This is a genomic window from Achromobacter veterisilvae (assembly GCF_900496975.1).
GTDB lineage: Bacteria > Pseudomonadota > Gammaproteobacteria > Burkholderiales > Burkholderiaceae_B > Achromobacter > Achromobacter veterisilvae.
In genome coordinates this window covers 12577-25790 of record NZ_UFQC01000036.1, presented here as the reverse complement: position 1 = coordinate 25790, position 13214 = coordinate 12577, and the positions used below count along the sequence as shown (strand labels likewise).

The window sequence follows — 13214 nt, the reverse complement described above, 5'->3', positions numbered from 1 at the left end:
GCATGGACCATAGCCTACGCCGCCTCTACGAGGACCTGCGCAGCGTGGCGGTCGCCGTGGTGTACCCGCCCGGCGAAGACCGCGATCTGCTGGTCGAACAGCTCAAGCGCATCGGCTGCCGCATCCACCTGCACTGGCCGTTCCCGGAGTGCCCGCCGGCGGGCGCGGACGTGGTGTTCTTCCAAGTGTCGCAATGCGGCCGCAACAGCGCCGCCTGGACCGCCAGCGAGGTCGAGGCCACCCTGATCGCCTTGTCCGAATACGAAACCCCCACCACGCTCAAGCAGCTACTCAAGACCAACGCGCACGGCGTGCTCACGCGGCCGTTCCGCTCCGCCGGCATCCTCAGCACCCTGGTGCTGGCGCGTTCCGCCCGGATGTTCCAGCTACGCCAGCAGAACAAGATCGACAAGCTGGAAAGCACCATCAAGTCCCGGCGCGTCATCGAAAAGGCCATCCGCGTCCTCATGGACCACCAGCGCCTGGACGAACGCGAAGCCTACGAGCACATGCGCGGGCGCGCCACCCGCCTGCGAGTCAGCGTGGCCGAGGTCGCCGCCATGATCGTCGACGCCAGCGAAGCCATGGAAAAACTGGGCCTGGGCGGTTCCCGCCCCGGACCCTCCAGCACCGCTTGAACCCGCGGCCGGTTTCCAGTCCAATGACAGTCTGAGCGGACGGACCGTGCCGGTGCATCCGCGTCCACTGATACACGGATGGAGCGAGTTGCCATGACAACGGTGCGATTGCTGTCGGACGAGGAAGTCCGGCGGAACCCCCAGGCCTGGGCGGTGTTCGAGGACATCCGGGCCACGCGCAAGTCGGATTTCGTCAACAACTTCTGGCGCGCCCTGGCCAACGACCCGCCGCAACTGGAGCGCGTCTGGGGGCAGCTCAAACAGGTCATGATGGCCGAGGGCGAACTCTCGCCCCTGATGCGCGAAATGATCTACATCGCCGTGTCCACGGCCAACGGCTGCACCTACTGCATCCACTCCCACACCGCCGCCGCCCGCGCCAAGGGCATGACCGACGGCCAGCACGCCGAACTGCTGGCCGTGATCGGCATGGCCTCGCAGACCAACGCCATGGTCACCGCCATGCAGGTTCCCGTCGACGAGGCATTCATCGTGAAATAGGAGGCCGCCATGTCTCTGATCCCGTTGTTTCCCCTCTCCAACGCGCTGTTTCCCGCCGGCGTGCTGCACCTGCGCATATTCGAAGTGCGCTACCTGGACATGATCCGCCGCTGCATCGCCGACGGCAGCGAATTCGGCGTGGTGGGCCTGCTCTCGGGCAACGAGGTCCGCACGCCCGAAGGCGTCGAAACCCTGGCGCCCGTCGGCACCATGGCCCGCATCGACGCCTGGGACGCGCCCATGCCGGCCCTGCTGGAACTACGTTGCGTGGGAACCAGCCGTTTCCGGCTGCTTTCCAGCGAGGTGGCAAAATACGGCCTTTGGATGGGCGAGGCCGAGCCCATTCCCGACGACCCGCCCGCGCCCGTGCCCGAAGCCATGCAGCCCAGCGCCGACGCCCTGGGCCGGTTGGTGGCCCAATGGCAGCAAGACGGCGTGCCCGCCGAAAGAATGCCCCTGGGCCCGCCGTTCAGGCTCGACGACTGCGGCTGGGTCGCCGACCGCTGGTGCGAACTGCTGCCGCTGCCGCCCGACGACAAGGCCCGCCTGCTGGCCATGACCGATCCGGTCGGCCGCCTGGCGGCGGTCCAGGACGTGCTGCGGGGGCAGGGGCTGGCGTAATGCTTGTGCAAGGGGCCTCGTAGTGGGTACAGGGCCCGGGCGTAACCGTATTGGACACCATGGAAATCAGGATAGACGAGGGCCTGCGCGCCTACATAGACCCCTTGACCGACGACGAGCGCGAGGCGCTGGAACGCAGCCTGCTGGCCGAAGGCTGCCGCGACGCCCTGGTGCTATGGGGCGACCTGCTGGTCGACGGCCACAACCGCTACGCCCTGTGCCAGAAGCACGGCATCCCCTTCGAAACCCGCCAGAACACCACGTTCAAATCCATGGAGGACGTGCACCTCTGGATGATCGAAAACCACCTGGGCCGTCGTAGCGTGTCGGACTTCCAGCGTGGGGTGTTGGCGTTGCGCAAGAAGGAAATCCTGCAAGCGCGAACCGCCTCGGCGCCGGCGCCCGATGATCCGCCCTGGGACGAGGATTCCGGCGAACCGCCACCGCTACCGGCTGCATCCGTGCCGCAGGCGCTAAGCCGTCAGGCCCTGGCCCGGGCCGCGCGCATCAGCAGCAATACGTTGGGGCAGATCGAGAAGATACAGAAGGCTGCGGCGCCGGAGCTGGTGCGGGCCGTGAAGGACGGCGCCATTTCCATCAATGCTGCGGCGGCGGTGGCGACGTTGCCGCCTGAACGCCAGGCCGCGGCTGTGGCGGGGGGGCGGAAGGAGTTACAGCAGGCTGCCCGCGAAGTACGGCAGGCTAAAGCGCCGCCGCCTCGCGAGGCGGTACCGGATATTCCTATTGAGAATATTGCGGATTTGCCTGCGGAGGTGGCGCGATTACGCGAACTGCTGACTCGGCTGACGGATGAAAGGGATCAGTTGAAGAAGAAGGTGATGCATTTGACGGTGGCGCTGGCGGAGGCAAGGAGCGGGGCGGGGGGAGGGGATGATTGAAGGATTGGATGGAGAAGGGGGAAAACTGATTGCCAAGGGCGAGCTTTGGCTTGTGCGATCTAAAGGTGTGGATACGTAGATCGCTGGTCGATGAATCGGATCCTCCGGCAAATGCCGGCTCTCGGCTATGAGCTGCCACTGGCGGTGAGAAAAAGCGGACACTCGACGCCTGGCTCAAGCCGAACCGCGAAGCAACTTCGCCGCTGTTGCAACCTAATCCTTGCTCCCACAACGAGCTAGCGGCACGACCGTCTGTGACAGACTTTTGAGCAAAGGGGATGCAACCAGTTCTCAACATCCGCTGGGAGTTGCGTCAGTAGCACAACAGCGCACCGCGGCATGCTGCATCAAAGCAATAGAACCTATCGAAGTCCGCTGTTGCGTTTGCGAACCTAAAGCCATATGCTGTACAAAAAACCAGTAATGGGGCGCGCAAATGGCTCAGATGCTAGATGACTTTTCACTTCTGGTTGACTTAAAAGGTCCTGATGACCTTACTAGTCGGCCAGCTTACTGTCCTTATTTAGAGGCTTCGGATGCGAAACTCTCCGAGGTGCTAGCGCCATACTATTTCGACGTTTCATACCCATGCGGCTTGGCCTCCTGTCGGCAGCCCCACCAAAATGGTTTTCTCGTCATTACGGATGACGGAGTGGAAACCAATGTCGGGGGAGATTGTGGAAAACGAATTTTCGGAGATGACTTTGTAATAAAGTCGAATCTGCAAAGGCGTCGGGCCGATTTTAAATACCAGCTCGAAACGCTTCAGCGGATACGAGATGACAAGGTCAACATCTTGGCCAGAATTTCAGATTTTTACGACCGTCGCCATGGTACTAAATGGGCTGACGCCTCTCTCAAAAGGCTGAAAGAATATATAGGTCGTTCGACTTCGCTAAAACTGCATGAAATGGCCCGCCGAGGAGAAACCCTTGTAGAACACGCTCGGGACGCAACGGCGGAGGAACGAGAGCGTCACGCCGCGATGAATTCCGATTCGAAGCCTCTTCGCTACGTCATTGAAAAATTGGGAGAGTTGCGGGGGCTCGGATTTCTGAACTCCGACCCTCATCAGATGGCGACAGAACTAAAAAACCGGATTTTTGAGCTCCAACACCTTGACGCGAAAGCTCTGAGCGCGCGGAAGCGTCAAGAGTGGGTCAATTGGGCCAACAATATTGACCGCAATTTCGATGCTGTGGAAGAAAGCCTCGCCGAGGCGCTTCGATTCTTTTCTGACGACAACATGCTGCTGGTATATAAGTTGGACGCTATAGAGAAACAACGCGTTTGAGACAGAGACGGCCGCCGTTTTTCGAATGCTTAGTTTTTCGGCTCACGACGAATAGCCGGGCTGTCCAGCAACGAGATGGAGACTCGGGCAATTCGAGAAACACCCTCTCTGTGTTGTATTTGATGTTTACAATGTCGGGCTGTAGTTGCGGGTGCAACCTGGCAATCCGTGTAGCGGATCGCGAAGCCGGCGAAATTCTCTTTTATGGCCGGTGGTTAACACCACTGCCTGATGTGTCGCATAGCAGCCAGGAACTATCCCAGGCAGCAAGAAGAAGCGGAATGACAGGCACACGGCAGCATACTGCTGCGTGTTCGCAGCGAACGACTGGTTACCTTTCAGTTGCCGAACTCTCCAAGGAAGGAGGGAATCTGCATCAAGCTTCTAGTACGCTCCAACCCTTCCGACGTCGGGTTTCGTGCAATATAAGGATACATGTTAAGAATGAACTCCTTGAGTTGGTCAAAGGCGGAAGCAGAGTAGGTATCGCCGCTTTCGAGTTCGTTCATGATGCTCATGACCCATTTGGCATACATGATGGGGATCGCAACGTCGGGAATATCCTCCCAACTGTCAACGAACTCTGTCCTTCGCATCGCCCTTTCCAGCGTTTCATCGCAGTGACCTTTGCAGCACCAATAGATGGTATCCGTGTGACTCTTTAGAGTTTCTGAGTTGCGTCGATTCCAAAAAAACGACAATTCCGCTTGGCGTTGGCGAAAGGAGATCCTTGTCGCAGTTCTTGCACGTCAGTGTTGGATGATTGGCAAAGATCTTCGCAGGGGCTGGGTTCTCGCCAATCTAAGCGCGCACTGATTTGGGGAAATACCGCGTTGCCAGTTGAATGCCTTCCGGCGTCTTGAGGAGGTACGACTCTACCTTCTCCCGGTTAAAGGTCTGAGTTTCAACTTTGTCTGCAAGTCCCAAAATCACATCCTAAAGCCCGGAGCTGGGCAAGGTCGAATAGAAACCAATGAACCCAGCGCAGGAGTTCGCCTCCACCCGATCCCTAATATTCGATTCGTCTTGCGGGCTCACGAATGCACCCGAATGAGCTTTGTGCTTGCAGCTTACAAGCCATCGGATAAACGTATCGCCTCCTACCCCACTGCGGCGTTCGAGGACAATGACATCTTTTCCTCCATCAGCACCTCGACTCGGATTTTCTAGCACCTTACTTATATCCGAGCAGAAAAAGAAAATCTCTTGCGAAGAGCTCGAATGTGTTCTGAAGTCCCCCGCCGAGGTGAGTCTCCGGGATCTCTTTGAAGTCGATAACCGCCATGAGAGTCTGAAATCTAATGTAATGAAGACTCAACCATACCGTAAGGTCTGAGCCTTGTGGTCTAATTTGACACAATAAATATGCTGAGATGGCTTTGTAAAAGCAATAGCCATGCCGACCAGGCCAATGCTCAAATGGCGAGGTGCGTTGTTGAAGGACTGCTTTGCGGCTACTCCTTGAGTGGCTGGATTGGTCGGAAGCAGCCATCGACGAGAGGAGGCCAGTTCCGGCGTCTTATCGGTGACCGTTTTCGAGCAGAATGGCTCCGGATCATGCGTGCCCCGCGCTGCGGGTAAACCGTGAAACTATGATTTCACGAACTCGGAGGTGACGGTCTCGATTTTTCCGCTGCTTTGGCTCACATAAGCGAAGTAACCAGCAAAGGCCTCTCCGTCCTTGGTGCGCTTGAATGTCCCCGATCCTTGGCTCTTGCTCCGGTCGTCCGTTGCGACGTAGGTGAAAGTCAGCAGCCCGTGGTCATACCGCCCTTTAAGTGCGTATTCCTTGCCGCTATGCTTGCCATCGAGAAAACGAAGTGTCCCCGTGACGCCATATCCCAGCTTCTTGATCGACATCGACAGCTTATGAGGGTCGTTGTCATTCCATTTCAGATGGCTGACAAAGTGTGGGTGAAGCTTGGTCTTTTCTGTGAACAACTCGATAAGCAGTGGGTGCAGCAAGCGCTCCCACGAGGCGACTGCTATCGCCCCGACACCTATCGAGAACAGCTTGGGCCAAATTGCGTCGAAGAGTTGCAGCATAGGACGTCCCAGTTCGGAAATCGCACCACCGTACTCTAACCGATGACAAGTTTGAGGCGTTCAATTCTGCTGCGTCGAAGTCCGCAAAGGGTCGAGATCGGAATTCTCGAAAAGGTTGCTCACGGCTAGGGGCGGATGGTCATGGTCTAGGCGGCTTCCGGCTTCGTAGTGCGCTTGCGCCGCAGTTCGACCACCTGCGCCGCTCCAACCGCCCGAGCGCGCAACTGGCCACAGCCGCCATCCACATCCTGCCCGGCGCTATTTCTCACCTTGGTCAGCACACCACGGCTTTGCAGAGAACGGACGATCTCGCGGATGCGCTCGGCATCGGGACGCTGGTAGTCATCCCCTTCGAGACTATTGAAGGGAATGACGTTGAGCACGCCGTACTTGCCCTTGAGCAGACGCACGACTGCATCGAGTTCGTCGTCGCCGTCGTTGATGCCCTTGAGCAGCGTCCATTGATACTGGACCGGATAGTCGGTGTCGCGAGCGTATCTCTCGCCCAGTTCGATGAGTTCTTTCGGCGCAATTTTCGGCGCGCGCGGCAGCAGGTGCGCGCGCAGTTCGGCTTTGGTTGTATGCAGCGACAGCGCCAGCGCGGGCTTGACGCGTTGTTGCGGCAGGGCTTCGAACACGCGCAGGTCGCCCACGGTGGAGAACACGAGATTCTTGTGGCCGATATTGCCTTCGGTGCCGAGCAGGTCGATGGCTTCGAGCACGTTGTCGAGGTTGTGCGCCGGTTCGCCCATGCCCATGAAGACGACTTTCTTCACCGTGCGCAGACGCCGCGCCAGCACGACCTGGGCGAGGATTTCCATGCTCGTGACCTGGCGGATCAGGCCGCTCTTGCCTGTCATACAGAAGCGGCAGCCGACCGCGCAGCCGACCTGGGTGGAGACGCAGAGTCCGTCGCGCGGCAACAGCACGCTTTCCACCATCTGTCCGTCGGCGAGTTCGACGAGCAAGCGCGAGCCGTCGTTGCCGGCGTGTTCGGAGCGGACGCGGGCGAGGCCGTCCAGTTCCGCCGTCAAGGCGGGCACGGCGTCGCGCAGCGCGAGAGGCAGAAAGTGCTCGGAGCTTCGCCGTCGCGTGCCGGTGTCGAGGGCTTGCCCTTTCAGCCAGACGCGCACGATGCGGCCGCGATGGACGGGCAGGGCGCCGAGAGCGGCGAGGCGTTGGTCGAAGTCGGAGTAGCGCATGGGGCGCGAATTTTACCCTGCCCCTGGAACGGGCTGTCGGAGAGTAGATGGTCTGGTTGGCGACTACTGCCGAGATTGCGAAGGTCGATAACTGCCGCATGGTCTCTTATCGGCGAGTGGCCGTCCTCCATAGATTGCGCCATAGGGGAATCACGCCCTGAGAATTTATCCGCGTCATTTCACCGGCGCGTGCCGATTTGGGCTTGATTCCAACCTCAATCAAGTCGCACGTTGCACTTGACCTGGCTCGAGTTTCCCTGGTTAATGTCGCTGCCTATGGTTCGGCAGCTCCAGTGCAGGAGTTTTCGCATCTCTCCACGTCAAGGTTATGGTTGCATCCACTCTCGTTGCCATGTTGTGTGCACATCTATTGTGCTTTTCGGTCATGTTTTTACTGATTAGCCGCCGCTTGCCCGGCAACAGGATGGGGATGGATTTTTTCGCCGCGGGCAATCTCCTGCTGGCCTTGGCCTATATTCTGCAACTGGTTGAAGGAGGACCCGCCTGGAGCGTGATGAGCGTCGTCAACCACACCCTCACGCTGGCTGCCCCGATCGCCTATTGGCTAGGTGCCATGCGCTTCTTTGGGCGTCAAGTTCGATTGTGGCGTTCGTTGATTATCTTTTCCGTGGCTTATGGCATTGCGCAATGCCTGGTGCAATGGAGCGCAGGGCCCACCGCGCGTTACGCAATGCTTGCGGCGATGGCCAGCGTGCTTTTCTTTGTAATGACCATAACCGTGATCTATGGCGTTCGCACTTTCGCAAAAGACTTGTACGGCGAGATGTTCTTTTTTGCGCTTCTGATTGGCGGAATCTGTATTCTGAACGCGTTGAAGTTCTTGAAAATCGTAGATGGCGGCCTGGATGCGCTGCACATGGATAGTCGATTTCAAATGATCTTCTACATCTACATGTCGACCCTGGCTACCATAGTGCCACCTTCCATCGTCTGGCTAGTACTGCGACGGCTGACGGATAGTCTGCGCAATATGGCGGCGCGCGATCCCATGACAGACCTGCTTAATCGCAGGGGGCTCCTGGATGCGCTGACCCAGTCTTTCAATTCTCGGAATGCCGGACCGGCTCGCTTGCTACTGTTGGATGTCGACCATTTCAAGCGAATCAATGACACCTATGGACATCAAGCCGGCGATGAAGTGATATGCCAGGTCGCAGACATACTCCGTTCCACGGTTCGTCGCGACGACTTGACAGGTCGTATTGGCGGGGAAGAGTTTGTGGCTGTCTTCCTGGAAGCTGACGGTGACCGTGTAATCCACTTGGCGGAACGTCTGCGTGCCAGCGTTGAAAGCCAGGCAATCAAAGTGGCGGGTTCTGGCAATGTACTGCGCTGTACGGTCACCATTGGAATTTCACCACCGTTCCATGGCGCGCATGACCTGGAGGATGCGCTTCGGCAGGCCGACGCTGCTCTGTATAGAGGAAAGGCGGCGGGACGCAACCGGATCGAATCAGCCGAGGTTTTTGACAGCGTTTCGGTTGAGGATCCTAAAGCAGCGATCGTGTGAAATAAAGATGCCAGACCGAATTGACTCCGATTTCTCGGACAATTTGGTCGAGGTACAGCGGTCTCGCCGCAAGAAAAGCCCGTTCCGTTTATCGACACCCATCTGGTCCGACAGCTCATCGCGCAGCAGTTTCCTCAATGGCGCGATTTGCCCGTTACCCCTGTATTGCCCGGCGGCTGGGACAATCGAACTTTTCGGCTGGGTGGCGACACACTGGTGAGACTCCCCAGTGCGCCCGCCTACGTCGATCAAGTCATAAAGGAGCAGGCCTGGCTCCCGAAACTGGCCGCCCAGTTGTCCTTGCCTATCCCCGCGCCGATTGCCCTGGGGGCTCCGGCGGCCGGCTATCCGGGGCCCTGGTCGGTCTATGGTTGGCTGGACGGCGAGTCGGCTTGCGATGGGGGGATTGCGGATATGGCGGCGTTGGGCGCTTCCTGGGACGGTGCGCCTCTGGGTCCATGGGGATGTCACCGCAGGGAACTTGCTGGTCAAGGAGGGAAAGCTGCACGCCGTCATTGATTTTGGATGCGCGGCGGTGGGTGATCCCGCCTGTGACCTCGCGATCGCGTGGACGCTGTTCGATCAGGAAGGCCGGCAGGCTTTTCGCTCAGCAGGGTGCAGAGCGATTACCAGCAGTGCCGCCTATGACCGCAACCTGTGCCCCGTCCGTGCCCGCCGTTTGCGTAGCCAGATCACCAGGCCGGTCACGCTCAGCGTCGCAACGAAAATCCCCATGAACGACATCAACACGCGCCCCGGCGTGCCCAGCAGCCGGCCGGAGTGCAGCGGCAACTGGGCCTGCATGAAGACGTCGCCCCAGGTGCCTTGGCCCGGCACTTTTTCGCCGACGACCGTACCCGTGTTCCCGTCCAGGTAAAGCACGTTGTTTCCCATGCCGTTCTCATCCCGGTCATCTTCCGGCGTGTAGAACGTCACGCCATAAATGCCGAAGCGCTGCGCATAGAAAAGAGACCCGGCGGGAGTGGTCCAGCCTCGGCGGCGGCCCTCGGCCTCGGCTGCCGCGATAGCCTGCTCGCGACGTAGCAGCGGGTCGGCCAGCTCCCGCTCGCGGCTGCCCTGGCGCGATTGAAACGGGGAGGGCGTGAGCGACGAGAAAACCGACACCAGCGGCTGCATCACTTGCGTTCCCAGGTTCAGCGACACCGAGGTCATGGCCAGCATCAGCAGCAGACCCCATACCCACACGCCGCCCGAGCGATGTACGTCGAAATTGAGCTTGGCGCCGCCCTGGCGCAGCCGGAAGCTCAGCGACTTACGCCAGTTGCGCACATTGGGAAATGAGATACAGAGCGCCAGGAAGCAGTCGACAATCCAGACCGCCGACACCACACCCATCAGCCACACTCCGAATTCGATGCCCCAGCCTTTGGGAATGTGCATGGTGTAGTGCAGTTTGTAGAGAAAGGGCAGCAAGTTCTCGCGCGACAGCGATATTTGGCCCCACTGCCGCTGCCCCTGGATCTGGCCGGTGGCCGGGTCCACAGCCAGTTGATTGAAGCCGAGGACGTACGGCGCGCCGGTGGCGGGATCGATGCGCGCGGCGACACCCAGCATCGCCGTATGGCCTGGCTCCAGCGTTAGCGGCACAAAGCTGACCCGCAAGCGCGGATCAGCCGCCTCGATCCGGCGCGCCAACTCCAAAGGAGCAAGCGCACTGGCTGCCGCGCCGGAGGCGGCCACGTACAGCTTGGGATTGGCCCACTCGTCGAGTTCGTGATTCCAGGCGATCACGGCGCCGGTCAAGCCGGCGACGAACAGGAAACCCGCGATGAACAGGCCGCACCAGCGGTGCAGCACCACCATCGCGCCACGCATGCCGCCGCGCATCAGAACTGGTAGCGTGCCGACAGCGTCACGTTGCGCGGCTCGCCATAGACGTTGCTCGGAAAGCTCACATTGCCGGACAGCGCGTTGTAGTACTTCTTGTCGAAGATATTGTTGATGTTGAGCTGCACGTCCAGTTTCGGCGTCGCCTGCCAGCCCACCACCAAGTCGGCCAGGGTGTAGGCGTTTTGGGTGATGCGGAATGGCACGCCGCTCGTGGTGCCCTCGTTGTAAATGGAGCCCTGGCGGTAGACCGAGCCGCCGACGCGCCAGCCCTGCAGGGCGCCAGACAGCCGGTACATCGTCGACAGCTTGAACAGGTGTCGCGGCGTGTCTGTGTCGAACAACTCGCCCACATTGTCGGGATTCGCATCCTTGCGATAGCGCGCAATGGCCACCGTGTAGCCCAGACTCACCTGCCAGTTGGGGGTGATGGCGCCCTGCAACTCAAACTCCACGCCCTGGCTGCGCACCTCGCCTGCGGCCGAATAGCAGGCGACAGTCGGGTAGCCGGCGCATTGGGTCTGATCGGTGCTGCGGAAGGCACGGTTTTTCTGGTCCATGCGGAACAATGCTGCCGAGGCATTCAGCGCGCCATCGAAGTATTCGCCTTTGATACCGACTTCATAGTTTTTCCCGATCACCGGATCCAGCAGGTTGTTGCTGGCATCCATGTAATTTTGAGGCTTGAAAATGTCCGTGTAGCTGACGTAGACCGAATGCTGGTCGTTCAAGTCGTAGACGATGCCGGCGTACTTTGTCAGTTGGTTATTGATGCGGTAGCGGTTATGCGCACTGACGGATGGCGTATTGGCGGTAAAGCTCGGATACGTGTTGACGGTGTCGTTGTAGTCGAACCAGTCCAACCGTCCGCCCAATATCAGTTTCAGCCGATCGGCCAGGTTCAGGCGGGTCGTGGCGTATAAGCTCTGCTGGGTGATGTCGGCGTCCATCCAGTCCCGCAGCGGGATGTTGGGATTGGCGACGGCGCTCGGGTCGAAGTCGTGGAGATCGAGGTTGTCGTAGAGAACCACGCCTTGGCGGCTGCTGCCGTCGAAATCGATGTTGCGGTAGCTGGCTCCCAGTACCAGCTCATGCGTGCGGCCAAGCAATTCAAAGGGACCGTTGGCATACAGGTCCACGCTGCTCTGCTTTTCCTTATGGGCGTTGCGCGCGCCTAATTGGCGGTATTTATCGGTGGCGACGTTGTAATTGAGGTAATGACCCAGCATGTCGACCTCGGCCTGCGCGTAATAGGCCGAGAGATGTGTCCGCCACCCATTGCCGAATCGGTGGTCGAGCCCCACGAATGCCGAGGTGGTGTTCTTGTTCCAATGTTCCCAATCATTGGCATACGAGGTGGAGCGAGGCAGATCCAGATCACTGCCGTCGCGGGCCACGGGCAAACCGGTGAAGCCATTGCCGTGCAGCCTGCTCTCTTGATGCAGCGCGCTGAGCGTGAGCGTCGTGGAGGCAGTCAGATCCTTTTCCAGGATCCCGTAAAAGGTCTGGCCACTGCTGTCTTCGCCGCGCTTGTAGCTTCCGTAATCCTGAGTGGCGATCACGGCGCGGCCGCGCAGGCTGCCGTCCTTGGATAGCGGCCCGGAGGCGTCCAACTCGGCTCTATAGTGGTCCCAACTGCCGGCGCTCACGTCGGCGGATACCTGCGGCACATCGGTCGGCCGCTTGCGCACCAGGTTGATGGCGGCCGACGGATTCCCTGCGCCCTGCACCAGTCCGGTGGCGCCACGCACGATCTCCACGCGGTCATAGATAGCCATATCCGTGGACAACAGGTCCTGCGACAGGTTAGAGCTGTCCAGGCTCACGGGCAGGCCGTCGAACATGATGTTGTCCACATACATGCCGCGCGCATAAAAGGAAGCGCGCTCCGGCCCGAAGCGTCGGTACGTCAGACCGGGGGCAGCCTGCACCACGTCGTTGATCGTCTGCAGGTTCTGATCCTTGATGAGTTCGTTGGTAATGACGGTGACCGACTGCGGCGTCTCGCGCATGGACAGGTTGAGCCGGGTGGCCGTGCTCATGCTGCTGGTGGTGTACGAATCGGTGCCCTCGGTAGTGCCGTCGGCCACCGTTGTGCCGGTTACCGTGACCATGGGCAGCGTGGCGGCGTCGGATGCGACGGGCGCGAGCGTTTCGTCGACTCGCAGCACGAACGCGCCATTGTCCAGTTGCACGGCCCGCAGGCCGCTACCTGCGAGCAAAAGGCTCAGCGCGCCGGCGGCGGGATGGCGGCCGTTCACGCCGGCCGTGCGCTTGCCTTTGGTTTGCTCGGCGGTAAAGGTCAACATGATGTTGGCCGTGCTGGCCAACTGACGCAGAGCTGGAGCCAGCGGCCCGGCGGCAATCCTGAAGTCGACCGTGGCGGTCCCTGCTGCAGCAGGCGTGGCGCCTTGCGCCAGCACGGCGGCCGGAGCGCCGGCCACGAGGGCGACAGTCAGCGCCAGGGCGGCAAGCGCTGTAGACGATGGATAGGGGCGCTCCGAATCGTGGGCGCGGTGCTGGTTCGGCATGTTCTTCCTCTGGATTGGACCTCCGAAATTTCCGGTCCCTCTCAGGTAGGTGCCGCGAGCACGCCAATCGGGCAGTCAATTCGAGAAATTTTTTTGCCAGGCC

12 protein-coding genes and 1 pseudogene are annotated in these 13214 nt (G+C 59.9%); 8 read left to right on the top strand and 5 right to left on the bottom strand.

What is annotated here, in order from left to right; all coding sequences use genetic code 11:
• The first annotated feature begins 2 nt into the window (after window positions 1-2).
• From AVE30378_RS25450 to AVE30378_RS25430, 5 genes are all read left to right on the top strand, one after another.
• Window positions 3-638, top strand: coding sequence for an ANTAR domain-containing response regulator (locus tag AVE30378_RS25450; RefSeq protein WP_129244828.1), 636 nt, complete (start codon window positions 3-5; stop codon window positions 636-638).
• Window positions 639-731: 93 nt separating this feature from the next.
• The gene (locus AVE30378_RS25445) at window positions 732-1139 is read left to right on the top strand and encodes a carboxymuconolactone decarboxylase family protein (RefSeq protein ID WP_129244826.1); all 408 of its coding nucleotides are present in this window, start codon (window positions 732-734) and stop codon (window positions 1137-1139) included.
• 9 nt (window positions 1140-1148) lie between these two features.
• Entirely contained in the window at window positions 1149-1760 is a 612-nt protein-coding gene (locus AVE30378_RS25440) for an LON peptidase substrate-binding domain-containing protein (protein WP_129244825.1), read from the top strand.
• Between the two features lie 59 nt (window positions 1761-1819).
• Complete coding sequence (locus AVE30378_RS25435) at window positions 1820-2659, top strand: ParB N-terminal domain-containing protein (RefSeq protein ID WP_129244919.1); 840 nt, start codon at window positions 1820-1822, stop codon at window positions 2657-2659.
• 436 nt (window positions 2660-3095) lie between these two features.
• Entirely contained in the window at window positions 3096-3953 is an 858-nt protein-coding gene (locus AVE30378_RS25430; protein WP_129244823.1) for a hypothetical protein, read from the top strand.
• A gap of 338 nt (window positions 3954-4291) precedes the next feature.
• Here the strand turns inward: AVE30378_RS25430 and AVE30378_RS32775 are convergent, their stop codons facing one another.
• The 3 genes from AVE30378_RS32775 to AVE30378_RS25415 all read right to left on the bottom strand — a co-directional run bounded on the left by AVE30378_RS32775 (window position 4292) and on the right by AVE30378_RS25415 (window position 7201).
• Entirely contained in the window at window positions 4292-4462 is a 171-nt protein-coding gene (locus AVE30378_RS32775; protein WP_208742441.1) for a hypothetical protein, read from the bottom strand.
• Between the two features lie 1081 nt (window positions 4463-5543).
• The gene (locus AVE30378_RS25420) at window positions 5544-5999 is read right to left on the bottom strand and encodes a hypothetical protein (RefSeq protein WP_129244821.1); all 456 of its coding nucleotides are present in this window, start codon (window positions 5997-5999) and stop codon (window positions 5544-5546) included.
• Window positions 6000-6145: 146 nt separating this feature from the next.
• Window positions 6146-7201 (bottom strand): RNA methyltransferase, encoded by a 1056-nt coding sequence (locus tag AVE30378_RS25415; RefSeq protein ID WP_129244819.1) that lies wholly within the window; start codon window positions 7199-7201, stop codon window positions 6146-6148.
• Between the two features lie 328 nt (window positions 7202-7529).
• On the opposite strand from AVE30378_RS25415, the gene AVE30378_RS25410 reads away from it, so the two are divergent.
• The 3 genes and pseudogenes from AVE30378_RS25410 to AVE30378_RS33160 form a co-directional block, all read left to right on the top strand.
• Window positions 7530-8732: a GGDEF domain-containing protein gene (locus tag AVE30378_RS25410; RefSeq protein WP_208742440.1), complete on the top strand. Its 1203-nt coding sequence runs from the start codon at window positions 7530-7532 to the stop codon at window positions 8730-8732.
• Between the two features lie 216 nt (window positions 8733-8948).
• A complete protein-coding gene (locus tag AVE30378_RS33165) occupies window positions 8949-9251 on the top strand; it encodes a phosphotransferase (RefSeq protein WP_425265794.1) in 303 nt (100 codons plus the stop codon).
• A pseudogene (locus tag AVE30378_RS33160) lies at window positions 9214-9312 on the top strand (phosphotransferase); the annotation flags it as partial. The gene AVE30378_RS33165 and the pseudogene AVE30378_RS33160, both read left to right, overlap by 38 nt.
• Window positions 9313-9374: 62 nt before the next feature.
• On the opposite strand, the gene AVE30378_RS25400 reads toward AVE30378_RS33160, so the two are convergent.
• Together AVE30378_RS25400 and AVE30378_RS25395 are read right to left on the bottom strand one after the other, a co-directional pair.
• Window positions 9375-10580: a PepSY-associated TM helix domain-containing protein gene (locus AVE30378_RS25400; protein WP_208742438.1), complete on the bottom strand. Its 1206-nt coding sequence runs from the start codon at window positions 10578-10580 to the stop codon at window positions 9375-9377.
• Window positions 10580-13111, bottom strand: a complete 2532-nt coding sequence (locus AVE30378_RS25395; RefSeq protein WP_129244817.1) for a TonB-dependent siderophore receptor — start codon at window positions 13109-13111, stop codon at window positions 10580-10582. Before AVE30378_RS25395 ends, AVE30378_RS25400 begins: the two co-directional genes overlap by 1 nt.
• Between the last annotated feature and the right edge of the window lie 103 nt (window positions 13112-13214).